Source organism: Vannielia sp. ABF1_015 (assembly GCF_056160745.1).
The window spans coordinates 67,962-84,477 of record NZ_JBSWXT010000004.1; the positions used below are offsets into that span (position 1 = coordinate 67,962).

Genomic DNA, 16,516 nt, shown 5'->3' on the forward strand with positions numbered 1-16,516 from the left:
TGCTGTAACCCTCCGGCCAACCCAGCACACGAAGGCCGTTCCATGCCACGCACGCTCATCACTTCCGCCATTCCCTACATCAATGGCATCAAACACCTCGGCAACCTCGTCGGCTCCCAGCTTCCGGCCGATCTCTACGCCCGCTATTGCCGCGCGCGCGGCGACGAGGTGCTGTTCCTCTGCTCAACCGACGAGCACGGCACCCCCGCCGAACTGGCCGCCGCCAAGGCGGGCAAGCCGGTGGCCGAGTTCTGCGCCGAAATGCACGCCGTGCAGGCCGAGATCGGCAAGGGCTTCGACCTCTCCTTCGACCACTTCGGCCGCTCCTCCTCGCCGCAGAACCACCGCCTCACCCAGCATTTCGCCGGGGCGCTGGCCGAGAACGGGCTGATCGAGGAAGTCTCCGAAAAGCAGGTCTATTCCAACGCCGATGGCCGCTTCCTGCCCGATCGCTATATCGAGGGCACCTGCCCCAACTGCGGCTACGACAAGGCCCGCGGCGACCAATGCGAAAACTGTACCAAGCAGCTCGACCCGACAGACCTGATAGAACCGCGCTCCGCCATCTCCGGCTCCACCGACCTTGAAGTGCGCGAAACCAAGCACCTCTACCTGCGCCAGCGGAGCCTGCGCGACGACCTTTCCAAATGGATCGACAGCAAAACTGACTGGCCCATCCTCACCACCTCCATCGCCAAGAAGTGGCTGAACGACGGCGACGGCCTGCAAGACCGGGGCATCACCCGTGATCTCGACTGGGGTATCCCGGTGCGCAAAGGGCAAGAGCCTTGGCCCGGCATGGAAGGCAAGGTCTTCTACGTCTGGTTCGACGCGCCCATCGAATACATCGCCTGCGCGGCAGAGTGGTCTGACGCCAACGGCACCGAGGATGAGGCCTGGTGGAAATGGTGGCGCACCGACGAGGGCGCCGATGATGTCCGCTACGTCCAGTTCATGGGCAAAGACAACGTGCCCTTCCACACCCTCTCCTTCCCCGCCACCATCCTCGGCTCCGGCGAGCCGTGGAAGCTGGTCGACTACATCAAATCGTTCAACTACCTGAACTACGAGGGCGGCCAATTCTCCACCTCGCAAGGCCGCGGCGTGTTTCAGGATCAGGCGCTCGAGATCCTCCCCGCCGACTACTGGCGCTGGTGGCTGCTCTCCCACGCCCCCGAAACCAACGATACCGAATTCACCTGGGAAACCTTCCAGCAAGACGTAAACAAGGATCTCGCCGACGTGCTGGGCAACTTCGTTTCCCGCGTCACCAAGTTCTGCCGCTCCAAGTGGGGCGAAGAGGTGCCCGCCGGGGGCGCGCTTTCCGAGCGGGGCGCCGCGCTGATCGACGACCTGCAAGGCAAATTCGCCGAGTATACCGCCCAGATGGACGCCATCGAAGTCCGCCGCGCGGCCTCCACCCTCCGCTCGATCTGGGTGGCGGGCAATGAATTCCTGCAAGCCTCGGCCCCCTGGACCACCTTCAAGGAAGATCCCGAGGCCGCAGCCGCAGACATCCGCCTCGCGCTCAACCTCATCCGCCTCTACGCGGTGCTCTCGGCCCCCTTCATCCCCTTCACCGCCCAGCGGATGCTGGCAGACATGGGCACGGATGACAGCTCATGGCCGGGCGACCTTTCCGCCGCGCTTACAAGGCTGAAACCGGGGCATGGCTTCACCGTTCCCGATGTGCTCTTCGCCAAAATCGCCGACGAAGAGCGCGAGGATTGGGCCGCCCGGTTTTCCGGCACACGCAGCTGAGTATCGCGCCATATGACACTTAAGTCGTAAGAAAACCGGCTTTTCGCGCCCGGTTTCAGCATTAAATCGTGAAAAACTGGCCGACCCGCTTGATTTGGGGGGCAAAGCAGCGTGCACTGACCACGGGGGGCAGGGCTCGTGGGCAGAATATGATGCACCATGAAGGAAGGCTGGAATGAGCCCTCTTCCACAATTGCAGAACGCCTCCAACGAGCCCGATGCCGGGTTCGACGCCCTGTTTTCTATCGAGCCGCTGCTGCTGCACTCCATTGACGAAAACGGCACGCTGCTGAATGTCTCCACCGCATGGGCCCGCCTGCTCGGCTACAGCCGCGAAGACCTGATCGGCAAGCGCACGCTGGATATCATGTCGCCCGAATCGCGCGCCTACGCGCTCACGACCGGGCTGCCGCTGCTGTTTTCACGCGGCAGCCTCACCAATACCCCCCACGAATTCATCCGCGCCGATGGGCGGCCCATTCCGGTCCTGCTCTCCGCCGGGGCAATGCGCGACAGTTCCGGCCGGTTCCTGCGCAGCCTGACCGTCATCACCGACGACCGCCGCGCACGCTATGCCGAGCGCGAGCTTGATGCCCGAGACCGCCGCGAAGCGGGCGGCAGCGAGGCCCTGCGCGAGTTGCTGGAGCGGCTGGGGCATGAAACCCGCACACCCCTTGGCGCCATCCTCGGCTTTGCAGCGCTGATGGAGCAAGGCGACCTGCCCGAAGAGCAACGCGCACGGCTGGCGCAGGTGATGAAGGCCGCCGAAAGCCTCCGGGCCGAGCTCGACTCCGTGCTCTCCGAGGCAGAGCAGAGCCTCGCCCAGCGCCGCAAGCGCAGCGCCCCGATGGGGCAGCACGGGGCCAAGGGCCTGCCCAAACAGCAGCTCCCGCTCGCCCCAATGCGCGTGCTCCTCGCCCTCGCAGAGGCCCACCAGCAAGACAGCCTGCGCGAGCTTCTGCGCGCGGGCGGGCATCAGGTTGTCACCGTCGCCAATGGCTATGAGGCCATCGAGGCGCTCTTCGCCGGGCCGATCGACCTTGCGGTGATGGATCTCGACATGCCCGGCCTCTCCGGCCCTGCCACCGTGGCCCAAATCCGCAACTCTGGCCGCGCCTTTCGCAACATCCCGGTGCTCGCCTGCTCTGACGGCAAGGCCCCGGCTCTGTCCGAGTTGCGCGCCATGGGGATGAACGCCCACATCCCATACACCTCCACCCTCGGCACGCTGGATGCCCAAATGCGCCGCGCGCTGGAGGCCCAAACCTCCTAGCTCCGCACCCGCTCCGGCCCAAATGCGCGTGCCGCCCCCTCCGCTCGCCCAGCCTTTGCCCGCGCCCCAGCGCCGCACCCCACTTCCCTTTGGCGACGCAAGCCTACATCCTCCCGGCCATGCTGCTGACCGCTGAAGACATCCACAAATCCTTTCCTCTTGCCTCGGGCGAGGCGCAACCCGTGCTCTCCGGCGTCTCCCTCACCCTCGCCGCAGGCGAAACCCTTGCCCTGACGGGTGAAAGCGGCTCTGGCAAATCCACCCTGCTCCACCTGCTCGCCGGGCTCGACCGCCCTAACAGCGGCACCGTCACGCTGAATGGCGCAGCGCTCTCCAGCCTGCCGGATGCCGCCCGCGCCGAAGCCCGGCGCAAGCACATCGGCCTGATCTTCCAGCAGTTCAACCTGATCCCCTCCCTCGACGTGGCCGCCAACCTCTCCTTTCAGGCCCGCCTCGCCGGGCGGCATGATCCGGCATGGTGCGAGGCGCTCGCGGCCCGTCTTGGCCTCACGCCGCTGCTCTCGGCATGGCCCGAAACCCTCTCCGGCGGCCAGCAGCAGCGCCTCGCCATTGGCCGGTCTCTGGCCGCAAAGCCGCCCTTGATCCTTGCCGACGAGCCGACCGGCAACCTCGACGAAGACAATGCCGCCTCCGTCCTCGCCCTCATGCTGGAGCTCACCGCCGAAACCGGCGCAGCCCTCGTCACCGTCACCCACTCCGAAACCATCGCCGCCGCCATGTCCCGAAGGCTCCACCTCTCCCGGGGCAAACTGGCATGACCCCGCCCCGCGCCCAACACCAGTGGCCATGTGCAGTCTGCCCGCCGCCACCCGCGTACGCGAGGACGCCTCGAAGGGCGGACGAGCAACGCCCACCCCGGCGCACAAGCCCCACCGCCCGCCGCTCCTCCCGGCCAGCGTGCCTCCGCGCCCAATGACCCGCGCCGCCCTCTCCGCCCTGCTCTCGCACTGGCGCCGCCACCCCGGCCAGCTCGCCACCCTGCTGCTCGGCATCGCGCTGGCCACCGCGCTCTTCTCCGCCGTGCAAGCCATCAACGCCGAGGCCCGCGCCTCCTACGCCGCCTCCGAGGCCGCGCTCTCGCCCGACACGCCCGATCACCTCACCTCGCCCGCAGGCCGCATCCCGATGGAGCGTTTCCTCGCCCTGCGCCGCGCGGGCTGGCAGGTCTCCCCGGTCTGGCAAGGCACCACGCCCGAAGGGCTCACCGTGGAGGGCTACGATTTTCTCACCCTCCCCATGGGCAGCCTCCCCGCGCTCGCGCCCACCCTCGCGCAAATGCCCCCTTCGGCGCTCATCACCCTGCCGCCCCCCGCATGGGCCGCGCCCGAAACCCTCGCCCGCGCGCCCGGGGCCACCCCGGCCCCCGGCCTGCCCCCCGGCACCCTCATCACCACCATCGACGGGGCCATGAGCCGTGCGCCCTCCGGCACCATCACCCACCTGCTCCTCGCCCCCGAGGCGGAGCAGCCGCTCACCCGCCCGCCGCTGGCCGAAGTCGCTCCCGGCCTCACCCGCACCCGCCCCCAAGGCGGAGCCGAGATCGCCCGGCTCACCCGCAGCTTCCACCTCAACCTCACCGCCTTCGGCATGCTCGCCTTCGCCGTCGGCCTCTTCATCGCCTATGGTGCCATCGGGCTGGCCTTCGAGCAGCGCCGCCCGATGTTCCGCACCCTGCGCGCCCTCGGCCTCTCCACCCGCCTGCTCGCCGCGCTGACCTTGGCCGAGCTCACCGCCTTCGCCCTCATCGCGGGCACCGCAGGCCTCGCCCTCGGCCACATCACCGCCGCCGCTCTCCTGCCCGATGTCTCCGCCTCCCTTCGCGGGCTCTATGGCGCAGCGCTCCCGGGCCAGCTCACCTTCCGCCCGGCATGGGCGGTGAGCGGGCTGGCCATCGCCCTCGCAGGCACCCTCGCGGCCGGGGCCGGGGCGCTCATCGCCCTCGCCCGGCTGCCCATCCTCTCCTCCGCCCAATCCCGCGCATGGGCCCGCGCCTCTGCCCGCACCCTCGCGCTGCAAGCCGCCGCAGGCCTCGCGCTGGCCGCCGCCGGGGCCGCTGCCGTGCCCCTCATTGGCGGGCTGCCCGGTGGCTTTGCCCTGCTCGGCGGCCTGCTCCTCGGCGCCGCCCTCGCCCTGCCCGCCCTGCTCGCCGCCCTCCTCGCCGGCGCCCAAGCCCTCGCCCGCCGCCCGCTGTCGCAATGGCTCTGGGCCGACGCCCGCCAGCAACTCCCCGGCCTCCGCCTCGCCCTCATGGCCCTGCTGCTGGCACTGGCCACCAACATCGGCGTGGGCACCATGGTCAGCTCCTTCCGCCTCACCTTCACCGGCTTCCTCGATCAGCGCCTCGTCTCCGAACTCTACGTCACCGCCCGCTCCGAAGAGGAAGCCACCCGCCTGCGCGCCTTCCTCGAAACCCGCCCCGAGGTGCAGGCCACGCTCCCCATCTGGCACGTCGACATTCCGCTGGCCAACCAAGGCACCGGTGAGCTCTACGGCGTTGCCGATCATGAAACCTACCGCAACAACTGGCCCCTCCTCACCGCCGCCCCAAACCCGTGGGACAAGCTCGCCACCGGCAACGCGGTGATGATCAACGAACAGCTCGCCCGCCGCGCCGACCTCTCCCCCGGCGACACCCTCCAGCTCACCCCCGACTGGAGCGCCGAGATCATCGCCACCTATTCCGACTACGGAAACCCCGCCCCCCAAGCCATCACCTCCATCGCGGCCCTCACCAGCCACTTCCCCGATGTGCCCAAACTCCGCTACGGCCTGCGCGTTGCCCCCGCCGATGTCGCCACCCTCAGCACCGCACTCACCAAAACCTTCGGCCTGCCCCCCACCGCCCTCGTGCCCAATGCCGAAATCAAGGCCTACTCGCTCGCCATCTTCGAGCGCACCTTCGCCGTCACCGCCGCGCTCAACGCGCTCACCCTCGGCGTGGCCGCGCTGGCCATCCTCACCGCCATGCTCACCCTCTCGACCATGCGCCTGCCCCAGATCGCCCCGGTTTGGGCAATGGGCAGCACCCGCGCCCGCCTCGCCACGCTGGAGGCCATCCGCACCCTCGCGCTCGCCGCCTTCACCGCCGCCTTCGCCCTGCCGCTGGGCCTTGCCCTCGCCTGGGCGCTGCTTGCCGTCGTCAACACCGAGGCTTTCGGCTGGCGCCTGCCAATGTTCCTCTTCCCCGGCCAATGGGCGCTGCTCTTCGCCGCCGCCCTCGCCGCCGCCGCGCTGGCCTGCGCATGGCCGGTGATCAAGCTCCGCCGCACCCAGCCCACCGCCTTCCTCAAGACCTTCGCGAGCGAAAGATGAGCCTCACCCGTCGCACCCTCCTCGCCGCCCTCGCCGCCGCACCGCTGACGGCCCGCGCCCAAGGCTTCGCCGGGCTGGGCACCGAGGCCTCCGGCTTCGCCCTGCCCTCCCCCGACACCCGCCTACGCTTCCCGGCCGATCACGGCCCCCACCCCGCCTTCCGCATCGAATGGTGGTATCTCACCGCCACGCTGGAAGGCCCCGACGGCACCCCCTATGGCATCCAGTGGACTCTCTTTCGCTCCGCCCTCGCGCCGCATGACGCCGAAGGCTGGTCCTCGCCGCAAATCTGGATGGCCCACGCCGCGCTCACCACGCCCTCGGCCCATTTTTCCACCGAGCGCCGCGCGCGCGGCGGCATCGGGCAAGCTGGCGTCACCGCCGCCCCCTTCGCCGCGTGGATCGACGATTGGCACATGGTCGCCAACGGCTCCGGCACCGGCGACGAGCTCGATGCCCTCAGCCTCACCGCCTCCGCCCCCGATTTCGCCTATGACCTCCAGCTGACCGCCACCGGCCCGCTCGTCCTGCAGGGCGACAAGGGCTATTCGGTCAAATCCCCCACCGGGCAGGCCAGCCACTACTACTCGCAACCCTTCTACGAGGTCACCGGCACCCTCACCCTGCCCACCGGCGAGATCCCCGTCACCGGCAACGCCTGGCTTGATCGCGAATGGTCCTCCCAACCGCTCGCCGAAAATCAGGCCGGGTGGGATTGGATCTCGCTCACCTTCTCCACCGGCGCCCGCCTCATGGGCTTTGCCCTGCGCGCCACCGACGGCACCGCCTTCACCTCCGCCACATGGATCGCCCCAGACGGCACCGCCACCCCCTACGGCAACGGCGCGCTTCACCTCACCCCGCTCGAAGGCACCAACCCACCCACCCGCTGGCGGGTCGAACTCCCCGCCCAGTCGCTGGACGTGGAAATAGACGCCCTGCGCGATGACGCATGGATGGACGTCAGCTTCGAATACTGGGAAGGCCCCGTCAGCATCACCGGCACCCACAAGGGCCGCGGCTACCTGGAGATGACCGGCTACGAGCGATAGGCCAAACCGTAGGGTGGGCAATCTGCACACCACCCAGTCTGCCCCCTCTGGTGCCCGCGGCCGGACTCGAACCGGCACGGCATAAAGCCAAGGGATTTTAAGTCCCCAGTGTCTACCATTCCACCACGCGGGCACGGGGGCGGCTGCGGCGCGACCATAGACGCCTGATCGCGCCGGGAAAACCCGTCGAAACAGACTTGCTGCTTCGTGGGCCGGGCGCATGCCGGGCAGGCGCACGGTGCATTGATTAACGCCCGCTATGTCAGGCGACATCTGCATCAGTTGTGCATAGGATGTGCATCACTTGTGGCCCCCTGAATTTCAGGGTTAACGCCAGACTCCTGCCCCGGGGTGCGGCGGGTTTACGGATACGGCCACCGGCGACCCTGCCTGCCTCAGATGTCCTGATTCTCCAGCATCCCCATCAAGCCGCGCTCGGGCAGCCACGGGTTCAGCTCCAGCGCGGCCTCCAGCGCCGTCTTTGCCTCGCCGTTCCGGCCCAGCCCCATCAGCGTCAACGCCTTACCGGCGATGGCGGCGAAATGGTCGGGGGAGCGCGTGATTGCGGCGTCGAGGTCGGCGAGTGCGGGGGCATAATCCTGCTGGATGAAGCGGATGAAGGCGCGTTGGTTGTAGCCCTCGGCGTAGCTTGGGCAGTAGTCCACCAACGCGTCGAAGGCCTTGATCGCGCCTGCAAAATCACGGGCTTCGCGCCGGTCCATCCCCTCGTCGAGCAGCTCCTGCGCATGGGCGTCGGGCGCGGTGGCCCAGATCTCCCACATCGCGTTGGTATGGGTTCGGGCCTCCTGTTCACTGCCCGCCTCACGAACCGATTGCAGCACCTGCTCGCGCTTGTCGGGCTCCACCAGCACCGCCATTTCACAGCGTTCTGCGGCGCCCGCCGTGGCGCCGGCGCAGGTCACCGCGAGGGCCAATATCAACACTTTGCTAACCATGTCTCAGCCTCTCCGCGCGGCCTTCCTGCGTCAACTCCCCTCCCGAAAACATGATTAACGCGACCCGGCTTGACCAAACCGGCCCCTCAGGGCACCTATCGCCCATGTTCCCGATCCGCGATCACAACCCCTCCCGCACCACCCCATGGGTCACGCTCGGGCTCATCATCATCAATGTCGCGGTGTTTTTGCTGGTGACTTTGCCGCTGAATGACCGCCAGCTTTACGCGCTATATTCCGAGTTCGGCGTCACCCCTGCGCGGGCGCAGGCGCTCGACTATATCACCGCCATGTTCCTCCATGGCGGCATCATGCACCTTGCCGGTAACATGCTGTTTTTGTGGATCTTTGGCGACAACTTGGAAGAGGAGATGGGGCCCTTCGCCTTCCTCGGCTTCTACCTCGCTACAGGGGTCGTGGCGACATGGCTTCACGTCGTCTTCTCGCCCGGCAGCACCGCCCCGCTGGTGGGGGCTTCGGGGGCCATCGCCGGGGTGATGGGCGGCTACCTGCTGCTCTATCCCAAAGCCAAGATCGACGTGCTCTTCATCATCGTCATCATCCCAAAAATCTGGCCCATCCCGGCCTGGATCGTGCTGGCCGTCTGGTTCGGCCTGCAACTGGTAAACGGCGCAATGACCGTCGGCGCCGGCACAGGCGTCGCCTACTGGGCCCACGTCGGCGGCTTCGTCGCCGGGCTGATCGGCACCCTGCCGTGGTTCCTCAAAGAAGGCGCGGCCAGCTGGTGGCAAAAGACAGAGGGCCACCCGCCCCACCCTGACACCAACTATGGCCAGCTCTCCTCCAGCTCCATCCCCACCGTCCGGAGACGCAAATGACCGAAGCCCCCAGAAAGGCCACCTGCCACTGCGGCGCCGTGGAACTGAAGGTCACACTGGTGCCCGCTGGCCTCGGCTCGATCCGCCGCTGCGACTGCTCCTTCTGCCGCCGTCGTGGCGCCGCCCCTGTTTCGGCCAAGCTGGCCAACCTGCGGATCGTGAAAGGCGCTGAAAACCTCACGCTCTACACATGGGGCACCCGCACGGCAAAGCACTGGTTCTGCGCCACATGCGGCATCTACACTCACCACCAGCGCCGCTCGAACCCCGAAGAATACGGCGTAAACGCGGGCTGCCTCGATGGGGTGAACCCCCGCGACCTGGAGCCAATCCCCTGGTCTGACGGCGTGAACCACCCTAGCGACCGCGCCTGAGGCAACGTCGGAATTTTTTGAGTATTTTCAGCAAGAAAATGCAACATGATGCGCCCAACCCGCAGGCGCGGCGCATAAAACAGGAACAATTTGAATCAAATGCGCGCTTCTTACGCGCCCCTGCCCATTTTCTTGCTCCAAATATCTCCCGCCGGAGGCCTCAAATCTCTTCTGGCCCGCGCTCAGCTGCCGCGCACCTGCTTGGCGAATTTAGAAAAGATCGACGGGTTGGCCGCGATGATGGCACCGCTCTCCAGCACCCGCTCGCCCTCGTCCATCGGCTCCACAAAGCCGCCCGCCTCGCGCACAATCAACTCGCCCGCGGCGATGTCCCATGCATTCAGGCGGCGCTCCCAGTAGCCATCAAGCCGCCCGGCGGCAACATAGGCCAAGTCCAGCGCGGCAGCGCCCCAACGGCGCACACCGGCGCAGGTGGGCAGCAGCCGGGCGCAGGCCTGCAGCGTTTCGGGCAACTCGGGGCGGCCGCCAAACGGCAGGCCGGTGGCGAAGATGCATTCGATCATCTTCTCGCGGCCCGACACCCGCAGCCGGGTCTCGTTCATCCACGCACCAGCGCCCTTCTCGGCCCAGAAACACTCGTCCTTCGCCGGGTCATAAACCACGCCGGCAACGACCTCGCCCTTATGCTCCAGAGCAATCGACACCGCCCAGTGAGGCAGCCCGTGCAAAAAGTTGGTGGTGCCATCGAGCGGGTCGACGATCCAGCGGCGGGTCGGGTCTTCGCCATCCTCGCCGCCGCCTTCTTCACCCAGCCAACCGTATGTGGGCCGCGCGCCCATCAGATCTTCCTTGACGATCTCCTCGGCCCGCATGTCGGCGCGCGACACAAAGTCTCCCGGCCCCTTGGAGCTGACCTGCAGGTTCTCCACCTCGCGGAAATCCTTCACCAGCGAGCGGCCTGCCTTGCGGGCGGCCTTGATCATGGTGTTGAGGTTTGCACTGCCCGTCATCATCCGGCTCCTTCTCGGCTCAAGGCCGCGCGTATAGGCCCGAATCCGTCCGCTGCCAAGGGTTCACCCGGCGCGTTGCAACTTCACCGGCTCGGTCCGGGCGAGCTTGAGGAAATGTGCCATGTAGGGCTTGGTCGCCTCTTCCTCCCGCGTGGCGGCATAAAGGCGGCGGGTCAGGCCGGATTCGGTAAGCGGGCGGGTGATGTAGTCGTCGCTCTTCACCGTGGCCCGCAGCACCCAATCCGGCAGCACGCTCACCCCGCGCCCCGAGGCCACCAGCAGCAGGATCACTGCCGTCAACTCACTCTGGCGCACCTGCCGGGGCTGCACCTTGGCCGGGGTCAGAAACTGCGAAAACACATCCAGCCGCGCGGGCTCCACCGGGTAGGTGATGAGCACCTCGTCGCGCAAATCATCCGGCGCAATCCAGTCTTTCTCGGCCAGCGGGTGGCTGGCGGCGGCGACGAAAGTGGGCTGGTAGTCGAACAGCGGCGCAAAGGCGATGCCCGGCAGATCCTCGGGGTCGGAAGATACCACGAGGTCCACCTCCTCGCGGTTCAACGCCGGCAGCGCGTCAAACGCAAGGCCGGGGCGGATGTCTACATCCACATCCGGCCAGGCCCGGCGAAACTGCTCCAGCACCGGAAAGAGCCACTCAAAGCAGGCGTGGCATTCGATGGCGATATGCAGCCGCCCGGTCTTGCCCGACCGCAGCGCCTTGAAGTCCTGCTCCAGCGCTTCGATCTCGGGCAGCACCTTCTCGGCCAGCTTCAGCAGGCGATGCCCGGCGGCCGAGAGCTTCAGCGGCTTGGAGCGGCGCACAAACAGCTCCACCCCCGCCTGATCCTCAAGCCCCTTGATCTGATGGCTCAGCGCCGACTGGGTGATGTTGAGCATATCTGCCGCTCGCGCCAGCCCGCCTGCCTGATGGATCGCCCGCACCGAGCGGAGGTGGCGAAATTCGATATGCATGTGAAACTCATGATCGTCTTGAGAGTTATGAGCTTGTTTCACATCCGCGCAAATGCGACAACCAAAACCGACCTAAAACACACGAGACCCGTCATGCCCGCCGCGCCTTCCGTTTCTTTCGAGTTCTTCCCACCGCAGAACCTCGAGGCCTCTTTTCGCCTCTGGGACACGGTAAATGTGCTCGCCCCGCTGAACCCCTCTTTCGTTTCCGTCACTTACGGCGCCGGCGGCACCACCCGTGAACTGACCCGCGAGGCGGTGGCAACGCTGCACAAGTCCTCGGGCCTCAACGTGGCCGCGCATCTCACCTGCGTCGATGCAACCCGCGAAGAAACGCTGGGAATCGCCCGCGGCTTCCACGAGGCCGGCGTGCGCGAGATCGTGGCGCTGCGCGGCGACCCGCCCAAGGGCTCTGACGGGTTCGAGGCCCATCCCGAAGGGTTCGCCAACGCCTGCGAGCTGATTGCCGCCCTCAAGGACACCGGCGATTTCAAGATCCGCGTCGGCGCCTACCCCGACCCGCACCCCGAGGCCAAGGGCGAAGGGGCCGATGTGGCCTGGCTCAAGCGCAAGTTCGAGGCCGGGGCCGATGAGGCGATCACCCAGTTCTTCTTCGAGGCCGATACCTTCCTACGGTTCCGCGATGCCTGCGCTGCCGCCGGGATCGACAAGCCGGTGATCCCAGGCGTTCTGCCGATCGAAAACTTCAAGAACACCGCGCGCTTCGCCGCCCGTTGCGGGGCGCATGTGCCGCAGTGGATGGTCGAGGCTTTCGAGGCCGCCGAGCGGGACGGGCGCGAGGAGCTTCTGGCCACCGCGCTGGCCACCGAGCTGTGTTCCGAGCTGCTGGACGAAGGGGTGGAGCACCTGCACTTCTACACCCTCAACCGCCCGGGCCTCACCCGCGACGTCTGCCGCGCCATCGGCGTGCAGCCCGAGCAAGCGCTTGAAAACGTGGCCTGAACCGGCGCCATCCACGAAAATGCTCATCGGCCTCTTCGGGCGCTTTTCGCACCTGCGATGAGGGGCCGAAGCGCCCCGAAGAGCTACCCCTCTGGATCCCCAAAGGTCAGGTAGCCCCACATCCGGTCCATGATCCGCCCGCCCCATGTGTCGCGCAGCACGGCCTCCTCGGCGCTCACCAGCACGCCTTCCTGCCCGCTTGCCAGCACCTCCAGCTCGATCCGGGCCGCATCCTCGGCATACCACGCCAGCACCACGGCCTCCTCGATGCTCTCGCCCACCGTCACCAGCCCGTTCCCGCGCATCACCCCGGCCCGCATCCCCGCCATCTGTGCCGCCAGCGCTTCGGCGCTCGTATCGTCGCGGATCAGCAGCGGCGAGTCCCAAAGCGCCATCCCGGCACTGAAATAGGCCCCCATCCCATGGCGCATCTGCGGCACACGCCCCAGCGTCGAAAGCGCCATGATCTTCGGTGGCATGCTCCGCGTGATCCCGCCCGCCTCAGGCCGCGCCCGGTAAAGCTGCTGATGTATCCGCACCTCGCCCAACACGCCCTCGGGCAGCGGCCCCTGCACCGGCACCACCGTGCCCGCCGCGCCCGGCGGCACCTGCCCCATCGGCACCGGAGCGCAGACCAGAAACTCATCTGCAGAGAGCCGCACCGAGCAATGCCCATAGGCATGGGCCAGCCCGGCCCGCCCCAGCGCCCTTGCGGCCATCCGCAGCTTCACCTCAGTCGTCGCCTCACTCATCGTCGTCGCGAAACTCGGCAATATCGGGCTTGGCGCCCCATTTGCAAAACCCCTTAGGCTCCGCCGGAAACTGCCGCTCGCGCCAGAGCAGCTCGTCCGCAATTTCCGCCACGCCGGAGGAATATTCAAACACCATCCCATCCGGCCCCTCGAAATAGAGGAACTTCGCCGTCGAGGTCGGGTGCCGCCCGGGGCCAAAGACCATCCGCACATTCCGTTGCCGCAAAAAGTTGAAGCTGCGCTGAATGTCGTCCGCCGTCTCAACCTGATGATTGATGTGCTGAATGCCCTTCCGCTGCGCCGGGAAGAGCGCAATCGTGTGGTGCACCTCGTCAATCCGCAGCAAGGGCGCGTCGCCGATCCGGTCACTCACCCGCGCATTGCACACCTTCGTCCAAAAGGCCTCGTCCCGTGCCAGATCGGTGCTGCACAGCCCCACATGCGAAAACCCGGTTATCCCCGCATCCCGCGTGCCGTGGTAGCGCTGCCCGCTCATCTCGGGGCGCACGGCCAATTCAATCCGGTTGCCTGTCGGGTCGTCAAACCCGATGAAGGCCCGCACCTGCCGCAGCGCCGCCTCTTCCGGCGTGCCCAGATGCACGGCATGGCCCAGCGCCTCCAGCGACGCCGCCGCCTCTTCCAACTCGCTCTCGCTCGCCACCTCGAAGCCAACCGCATGGTCGGTCGGGTCGCCGTCGAAATAGCACAGTGTATGCGCCCGCGCGTCCGAGCGAAAATAGGCCGCCCCGCGCCGCCGCTCCGCCACCTCCAGCCCAAGGTAGTCGCGGGCAAAAAACTCCGCGCCCTCAAGGTCGCGCGTGCCCATCCGCACATAGCTCACATCTCGAAGCGAAATCATGGCTCCCCCCCGTATTCCGGCACCACACTCCGGCTGCCCCAAGCGCAAAAGCTGCCCGGCACCGGCGCAAACTGCCGCGCCAGCCGATCTTCGCGCGCTTCGCCCTCGGCCACATAGCCAAACAGCATCTCGTCCGGCCCCCGAAAGCCGATGAACAGCTCCCCCGAGGCAGGCCGCCGCCCTGGCCCGGCCACCACCGGCACCTGATGGGATTGCATGAAGTATCCGGCCTGCATCACCTGATCCATGCCCTCCACCTCAAACTGCATCTCCATCAGCCCGTCCCGATCGCTCGGCAGGATCGTCACCCGATGGTGCGCGCCATCAATCGCCAGATAGGCCCCCTCGCCAATGTAGTCCGTCACCTCAGCGCCCAGCACCCCGCACCAAAGCGCGATATCCGCCTCAACCTCGGTGCTCGCAATCACCACGCCCGCAAAGCCGATGATCCCGGCATCCCTCGGCCCGTGGTAGCGCCAGCCGCTGCTCAAGGGCCGCACCACCAGCTCCAGCGACAGCCCGCCGCGCAGCCGCACGCCCGCCATCTCCCGGCACCGTCGCGCGGCGCAATCGGCCTCCGATCCGCGCCACACCTGATGGCCCCGCGCCACCAGCCGTTCCACAACTGCCGCCAGCGCCGCCTCGTCGCGCAGCTCCAGCCCAATCGAGGCTCCCTCGCCGTCGCCCCCGTCGCGCTGCACCAGCGCCAGCGCATAATCGCGGAAGTCCGAGCGGAACAGCGCCAGCCCCTCTTCCTCCGCCGCCACTGGCTCCAGCCCAACGATCCGCTCGGCAAATTCCGCCGAGCGCGCCAGATCGGCCACGCCGAGCCGCACGTAGGATAGCTTTTCGATCACGCCAGAGCCTCCCGCCTCACAGCTTCACGCAGATATTGCGGGTTTCGGTATAAAACTCCAACCCATGCACCCCGCCCTCGCGCCCGATCCCGCTAGCCTTCATGCCACCGAAGGCGGTGCGCAGATCGCGGACGAACCACGAATTTACCCAAGTGATGCCTGCCTCAAGCTGCGCGGCAACCCGGTGGGCACGGCTCACATCCTGCGTCCATAGCATCGAGGCGAGGCCATAGGGCGTGTCATTCGCGCGGGCCACAACCTCCTCCTCGTCATCAAAAGGGGCAATGTGCACGCAAGGTCCAAAGATTTCCTCCCGCACCACCGGGCTGTCATCGCTGAGGCCGGTCCAGATCGTCGGCTGCACCCAATTACCCCCCGCCATCGCGCCCGGCATCTCAAGCCGACCGCCGCCGGTGATCACCTCGGCCCCGCCCGCGCGGGCCTTGTCGTAATAGCCCAGCACCTTCGCCGGGTGGTCCGTTGGGATAAGCGGGCCAAAACTCGTGCCCGTGTCAAAAGGGTCACCCGCCACCAGCGCCTCGGCCTTCGCCTTCAAGCCTTGGACAAATTGCTCAAACACCGGACGCTGGACATAAAGCCGCTCGGTCTGCAAGCACACCTGCCCGCCGTTCATGAACACGGCTCTCGCGCTCTGCTCAATCGCCGCCTCCATATCGGCATCGGCAAAGATCACGCCCGCGTTCTTGCCCCCCAGTTCAAAGCTCACAGGCCGCACGCCCTTGGCCGCGGCACACATGATCGCCTCGCCCGTGCGTGTTTCGCCGGTAAAGGTGATGCCATCGACGCCCGGATGCTCGGTCAGCCATTGCCCAGCCGCATCCGGCCCGCCGCCCTGCACCACGTTGTAAACGCCCTCCGGTATCCCCGCATCGCGGATAACCTCCGCCAGCAGCGCCGCCGTGGCCGGGGTTTCCTCCGAAGGCTTCACCACCACCGTGTTGCCGCAGGCCAGCGCCGGGCCAACCTTCCATGTCATCAACAGCAGCGGCAGGTTCCACGGGCAGATCACCGCGATCACCCCGCGCGGGCCGCGCAAGCTATAGTTCAGCGCATCCCGCCCGTCCGGCGCCACGAAAGGAAAGGCCTCGCCCGGCGTGTGCTTGAGCACCTCGGCAAAGGCCCGAAAGTTGGCCGCACCGCGCGGAATATCCAGATGCGAGGCCATGCTCACCGGCTTGCCCGTGTCCAAAATCTCGGCCCGCAAAAACGCCTCGCGCCGCGCATCAATCCCATCGGCAATCGCGTGCATCGCCTTGGCCCGCTGATCCACCGTCATCTGGCCCCAAGGCCCCCGCAGCGCCGCCCGCGCCGCCGCGACGGCCTCATCAACCTGCGCCGCGCTCGCGGCCTGCACCAGCGCCACAACCTCGCCGGTCGCCGGGTTGATATCTTCAAACAGCTCCCCCGCCGCAGGCACCGCCCGGCCCCCGATAAAGCTAGAAATCCGCGCTGCGCTGCCGCCGTCCATGGCCTGCCTCCCTGAGTTTCCGCCAGCCTAGGTCTGCGCCTACGGCCGGTCAACGAGATTATCGA

General features: G+C 67.2%; 15 protein-coding genes and 1 tRNA gene. 8 read left to right on the top strand and 8 right to left on the bottom strand.

The features are described 5' to 3' along the window. Nucleotides 1-42 precede the first annotated feature (42 nt). The 5 genes from metG (at nucleotide 43) to ACXAG6_RS19525 (ending at nucleotide 7,419) form a co-directional block, all read left to right on the top strand. Nucleotides 43-1,761: a methionine--tRNA ligase gene (metG, locus tag ACXAG6_RS19505; RefSeq protein WP_475339592.1), complete on the top strand. Its 1,719-nt coding sequence runs from the start codon at nucleotides 43-45 to the stop codon at nucleotides 1,759-1,761. Nucleotides 1,762-1,936: 175 nt separating this feature from the next. Then, nucleotides 1,937-3,034, top strand: coding sequence for an ATP-binding response regulator (locus ACXAG6_RS19510; RefSeq protein WP_475339593.1), 1,098 nt, complete (start codon nucleotides 1,937-1,939; stop codon nucleotides 3,032-3,034). A 119-nt stretch (nucleotides 3,035-3,153) separates the two neighbouring features. Then, nucleotides 3,154-3,813 carry an ABC transporter ATP-binding protein gene (locus tag ACXAG6_RS19515; RefSeq protein WP_475339595.1) on the top strand — a complete coding sequence of 220 codons (660 nt, stop codon included), beginning with the start codon at nucleotides 3,154-3,156 and terminating at the stop codon, nucleotides 3,811-3,813. A 154-nt stretch (nucleotides 3,814-3,967) separates the two neighbouring features. Next, nucleotides 3,968-6,367, top strand: coding sequence for an FtsX-like permease family protein (locus ACXAG6_RS19520; RefSeq protein WP_475339596.1), 2,400 nt, complete (start codon nucleotides 3,968-3,970; stop codon nucleotides 6,365-6,367). Then, nucleotides 6,364-7,419 carry a lipocalin-like domain-containing protein gene (locus ACXAG6_RS19525; protein WP_475339598.1) on the top strand — a complete coding sequence of 352 codons (1,056 nt, stop codon included), beginning with the start codon at nucleotides 6,364-6,366 and terminating at the stop codon, nucleotides 7,417-7,419. Before ACXAG6_RS19520 ends, ACXAG6_RS19525 begins: the two co-directional genes overlap by 4 nt. Before the next feature lie 48 nt (nucleotides 7,420-7,467). Here ACXAG6_RS19525 and ACXAG6_RS19530 read toward each other — a convergent pair. Beyond that, a tRNA-Leu gene (locus tag ACXAG6_RS19530) sits at nucleotides 7,468-7,552 on the bottom strand. A 262-nt stretch (nucleotides 7,553-7,814) separates the two neighbouring features. Then, the gene (locus tag ACXAG6_RS19535; protein ID WP_475339599.1) at nucleotides 7,815-8,375 is read right to left on the bottom strand and encodes a tetratricopeptide repeat protein; all 561 of its coding nucleotides are present in this window, start codon (nucleotides 8,373-8,375) and stop codon (nucleotides 7,815-7,817) included. 104 nt (nucleotides 8,376-8,479) lie between these two features. Between ACXAG6_RS19535 and ACXAG6_RS19540 the strand changes: the two genes are divergently transcribed. Beyond that, on the top strand, nucleotides 8,480-9,214 hold the full coding sequence (locus tag ACXAG6_RS19540) for a rhomboid family intramembrane serine protease (protein ID WP_475339600.1): 735 nt from the start codon (nucleotides 8,480-8,482) through the stop codon (nucleotides 9,212-9,214). Continuing rightward, a complete protein-coding gene (locus ACXAG6_RS19545) occupies nucleotides 9,211-9,588 on the top strand; it encodes a GFA family protein (RefSeq protein WP_475339602.1) in 378 nt (125 codons plus the stop codon). The genes ACXAG6_RS19540 and ACXAG6_RS19545 overlap by 4 nt, the downstream gene beginning before the upstream one ends. A 182-nt stretch (nucleotides 9,589-9,770) precedes the next feature. Here the strand turns inward: ACXAG6_RS19545 and ACXAG6_RS19550 are convergent, their stop codons facing one another. Both ACXAG6_RS19550 and ACXAG6_RS19555 read right to left on the bottom strand, forming a co-directional pair. Continuing rightward, a complete protein-coding gene (locus ACXAG6_RS19550) occupies nucleotides 9,771-10,559 on the bottom strand; it encodes an inositol monophosphatase family protein (protein WP_475339603.1) in 789 nt (262 codons plus the stop codon). Between the two features lie 63 nt (nucleotides 10,560-10,622). Beyond that, entirely contained in the window at nucleotides 10,623-11,531 is a 909-nt protein-coding gene (locus tag ACXAG6_RS19555) for a LysR family transcriptional regulator (RefSeq protein ID WP_140015173.1), read from the bottom strand. A 93-nt stretch (nucleotides 11,532-11,624) separates the two neighbouring features. Here ACXAG6_RS19555 and metF point away from each other — a divergent pair, with 93 nt between their 5' ends. Beyond that, nucleotides 11,625-12,494, top strand: coding sequence for a methylenetetrahydrofolate reductase [NAD(P)H] (gene metF / locus ACXAG6_RS19560; RefSeq protein WP_254695349.1), 870 nt, complete (start codon nucleotides 11,625-11,627; stop codon nucleotides 12,492-12,494). An 83-nt stretch (nucleotides 12,495-12,577) separates the two neighbouring features. Here the strand turns inward: metF and ACXAG6_RS19565 are convergent, their stop codons facing one another. From ACXAG6_RS19565 to ACXAG6_RS19580, 4 genes are read right to left on the bottom strand one after another with little or no spacing between them, the layout of a single operon-like run. Next, nucleotides 12,578-13,246, bottom strand: coding sequence for a class II aldolase/adducin family protein (locus tag ACXAG6_RS19565; protein WP_475339604.1), 669 nt, complete (start codon nucleotides 13,244-13,246; stop codon nucleotides 12,578-12,580). Next, nucleotides 13,239-14,105 carry a VOC family protein gene (locus ACXAG6_RS19570; protein WP_475339606.1) on the bottom strand — a complete coding sequence of 289 codons (867 nt, stop codon included), beginning with the start codon at nucleotides 14,103-14,105 and terminating at the stop codon, nucleotides 13,239-13,241. Before ACXAG6_RS19570 ends, ACXAG6_RS19565 begins: the two co-directional genes overlap by 8 nt. Then, nucleotides 14,102-14,962, bottom strand: coding sequence for a VOC family protein (locus tag ACXAG6_RS19575; protein WP_475339607.1), 861 nt, complete (start codon nucleotides 14,960-14,962; stop codon nucleotides 14,102-14,104). The genes ACXAG6_RS19570 and ACXAG6_RS19575 overlap by 4 nt, the downstream gene beginning before the upstream one ends. A 16-nt stretch (nucleotides 14,963-14,978) precedes the next feature. Further along, nucleotides 14,979-16,451, bottom strand: coding sequence for a 2-hydroxymuconic semialdehyde dehydrogenase (locus ACXAG6_RS19580; protein WP_475339608.1), 1,473 nt, complete (start codon nucleotides 16,449-16,451; stop codon nucleotides 14,979-14,981). Between the last annotated feature and the right edge of the window lie 65 nt (nucleotides 16,452-16,516).

What these genes read in the sequence shown, in the direction of transcription:
- ACXAG6_RS19525 (WP_475339598.1), top strand. Translation starts at nt 6,364, where the DNA reads ATGAGCCTCACCCGTCGCACCCTCCTCGCCGCCCTCGCCGCCGCACCG.
- ACXAG6_RS19570 (WP_475339606.1), bottom strand. Translation starts at nt 14,105, where the DNA reads ATGATTTCGCTTCGAGATGTGAGCTATGTGCGGATGGGCACGCGCGAC.
- ACXAG6_RS19535 (WP_475339599.1), bottom strand. Translation starts at nt 8,375, where the DNA reads ATGGTTAGCAAAGTGTTGATATTGGCCCTCGCGGTGACCTGCGCCGGC.
- ACXAG6_RS19515 (WP_475339595.1), top strand. Translation starts at nt 3,154, where the DNA reads ATGCTGCTGACCGCTGAAGACATCCACAAATCCTTTCCTCTTGCCTCG.
- ACXAG6_RS19555 (WP_140015173.1), bottom strand. Translation starts at nt 11,531, where the DNA reads ATGCATATCGAATTTCGCCACCTCCGCTCGGTGCGGGCGATCCATCAG.
- ACXAG6_RS19565 (WP_475339604.1), bottom strand. Translation starts at nt 13,246, where the DNA reads ATGAGTGAGGCGACGACTGAGGTGAAGCTGCGGATGGCCGCAAGGGCG.
- ACXAG6_RS19545 (WP_475339602.1), top strand. Translation starts at nt 9,211, where the DNA reads ATGACCGAAGCCCCCAGAAAGGCCACCTGCCACTGCGGCGCCGTGGAA.
- metF (WP_254695349.1), top strand. Translation starts at nt 11,625, where the DNA reads ATGCCCGCCGCGCCTTCCGTTTCTTTCGAGTTCTTCCCACCGCAGAAC.
- metG (WP_475339592.1), top strand. Translation starts at nt 43, where the DNA reads ATGCCACGCACGCTCATCACTTCCGCCATTCCCTACATCAATGGCATC.
- ACXAG6_RS19510 (WP_475339593.1), top strand. Translation starts at nt 1,937, where the DNA reads ATGAGCCCTCTTCCACAATTGCAGAACGCCTCCAACGAGCCCGATGCC.
- ACXAG6_RS19580 (WP_475339608.1), bottom strand. Translation starts at nt 16,451, where the DNA reads ATGGACGGCGGCAGCGCAGCGCGGATTTCTAGCTTTATCGGGGGCCGG.
- ACXAG6_RS19540 (WP_475339600.1), top strand. Translation starts at nt 8,480, where the DNA reads ATGTTCCCGATCCGCGATCACAACCCCTCCCGCACCACCCCATGGGTC.
- ACXAG6_RS19520 (WP_475339596.1), top strand. Translation starts at nt 3,968, where the DNA reads ATGACCCGCGCCGCCCTCTCCGCCCTGCTCTCGCACTGGCGCCGCCAC.
- ACXAG6_RS19550 (WP_475339603.1), bottom strand. Translation starts at nt 10,559, where the DNA reads ATGACGGGCAGTGCAAACCTCAACACCATGATCAAGGCCGCCCGCAAG.